Source organism: Segeticoccus sp. (genome assembly GCF_035708005.1).
The window spans coordinates 1-2,081 of sequence record NZ_DASSTI010000106.1; the positions used below are offsets into that span (position 1 = coordinate 1).

The 2,081-nt window shown below is 72.4% G+C and carries 4 protein-coding genes; 3 read left to right on the forward strand and 1 reads right to left on the reverse strand.

Going from position 1 to position 2,081, the window contains the following annotated elements:
• Positions 1 to 220 precede the first annotated feature (220 nt).
• The gene (locus tag VFL99_RS10870; protein WP_325106374.1) at positions 221 to 703 is read left to right on the forward strand and encodes a pyrimidine dimer DNA glycosylase/endonuclease V; all 483 of its coding nucleotides are present in this window, start codon (positions 221 to 223) and stop codon (positions 701 to 703) included.
• Here the strand turns inward: VFL99_RS10870 and VFL99_RS10875 are convergent.
• Entirely contained in the window at positions 672 to 1,064 is a 393-nt protein-coding gene (locus VFL99_RS10875; RefSeq protein ID WP_325106375.1) for a hypothetical protein, read from the reverse strand. The genes VFL99_RS10870 and VFL99_RS10875 overlap by 32 nt on opposite strands.
• A gap of 241 nt (positions 1,065 to 1,305) precedes the next feature.
• Between VFL99_RS10875 and sigK the strand changes: the two genes are divergently transcribed.
• Both sigK and VFL99_RS10885 read left to right on the forward strand, forming a co-directional pair.
• Positions 1,306 to 1,932 carry an ECF RNA polymerase sigma factor SigK gene (sigK, locus tag VFL99_RS10880; RefSeq protein WP_414713742.1) on the forward strand — a complete coding sequence of 209 codons (627 nt, stop codon included), beginning with the start codon at positions 1,306 to 1,308 and terminating at the stop codon, positions 1,930 to 1,932.
• Positions 1,929 to 2,081, forward strand: a 153-nt coding sequence (locus VFL99_RS10885; protein ID WP_325106377.1) for a zf-HC2 domain-containing protein, incomplete at its 3' end; no start/stop codon positions are given. The genes sigK and VFL99_RS10885, both read left to right, overlap by 4 nt.

Sequence of the window (2,081 nt, forward strand, 5' to 3'; positions counted from 1 at the left end):
GTCGAGCACCTCCACGCGCCGGTGCTGGGCCTGCAGTGGCACCCCGAGGTCACCCTCCCCGAGGTGCCGGAGCGACAGTTCGCTCCGTTCGCCTGGCTCGCGCGGGAGGCCGCCCGCCAGCCCGTCGCGTGACCGGTCGGATCCCTCTGGTGACCGGTCGGATCCCTCTGGGGGCGACGCGCCCGCGTGAGACCCGAGAACTTCAGCCACACTGGCCGGCGTGAGGCTCTGGTCGCTGCACCCGTCCTACGTGGACCGCCAAGGCCTGGTCGCCTGCTGGCGCGAGGCGCTGCTGGCCCAAGCCGTCCTCGCGGGACGGACACGCGGCTACACGCGCCATCCGCAGCTGGTGCGCTTCCGTGCCACACCGGACCCCCTCGCGGCGATCAGCAGCTACCTGCTCGGCGTCGCGGACGAGGCACGTGCGCGCGGCTACCACTTCGACCGACGTCGGGTGCTCGAGCCACCGGACGAAGGCCTCAGGCTCGAGGTCACCGACGGGCAGTTGCGCTACGAGTGGGACCAGTTGCGGTCGCGTCTGGCGGTCCGCAGTCCGGAATGGCTCTCCGGGGTGCTGGAGCGTTCACCGTTGCCGGACGCGCCCGACGCAGGGTTTCCTCCTCCGCACCCACTCTTCCGGACTGTCCCTGGGTCGGTGGCCGACTGGGAGGTCAGCGCGTGGCGCGGTGACGCAGCGCGCTGATCGCCGCCGTGACGACGACCAGCTCGCTCAGGACCGCCACCACGCCGAGCGGCTCCCACCAGTTCCCCACGTCGTCCGCCAACTGGGGAAAGGCCACCAGCCGTGTGGCGGCATACCCGAGGACGGCGAGGCCGCAGCAGGTGGCGGCGAAGGCGTAGGCCAGGGGCACCTCGGCGACGGCGAGCACGCCCGCCGACAGCAGGCAGGCCGCGGTGAGCAGGATGAACAGGACGCCCATGTAGGGCGCCTCGTGCAGGTGCGGCGCGATCACCGGGATGTGGGCCGCTCCGGCCACCAGGACGGCGAGCACCGTGGTGACCCGTGCCGCACTGACCGGCGACTTCACGACGATCGTGGACATGGCTGCTCCTGCTCTGGTCGAGGGTGGCGCCGGCGGGAGAACCGGTCACAGGCGGTATTCGGCGCCGGCCGCCCGAACGGATGAGCCGCCCTGTCGTAGGCCGTCGTGCGGGTGACCCATCCGGGGCGCCGCGGGCGCCGAATACCTGACATGTCCACGTGCCACGGCGCCCTCCGGTTCACGACGCCGCCACGCTGTTCCCACCCTCCCGCCCTGCGCCCTGCGGTGGTGGACCGGAAGAATGTCCGCCGTGGATGACGCCCCGGGGCCTGAGGCGCGACGGCCGCGCGCCGTCGCGCCGGCGACCTCGCAGCCGGCGTCGACCACCGACCTCGTCCACCTGCTGCGCCAGTGTGCCCGGGGAGACGAGGCGGCCTTCGGCAGGCTGTATGACGAGGTGTCGCCTCGTCTGTTCGGTCTCATCCGTCGTGTCGTACGGGACCCGGCGCAGGCCGAGGAGGTCACCCAGGAGGTCTTCCTCGAGATCTGGCAGCACTCGGCACGTTTCGACGAAGGCCGGGGCAGCCCACTGTCGTGGATGCTCACCATCGCCCACCGCAGGGCGGTGGACCGGGTCCGCGCCGCCGAGGCGTCGGCCCGCCGGGAGGCCACCTACCAGGACACCCACCAGGACGTGGACTTCGACATGACCGCCGAGCTGGCCCAGTCCTCGCTGGAGGCGCAGCGCGTGCGCCGGGCGATGGCCTCGCTGACCTCGGCGCAGCGAGGGGCGCTGGAGCTGGCCTACTTCGGGGGCTACACCCATACCGAGGTGGCCAAGCTGCTCGACCTTCCGCTGGGCACGGCCAAGACGCGGATCAGGGACGGCCTGATCCGGCTACGCGACACGTTGGGGGTGGGCTCATGAACGACGACATCCACGCCCTCTCCGGTGCCTATGCCGTCGACGCCGTCGACGAGGTGGAGCGGGCCCGGTTCGAGCGGCACCTCACCGTCTGCGCCGACTGCCGCGCCGAGGTGGCCAGCCTGCGGGCGGCCGCGGCCGAGCTGTCCCAG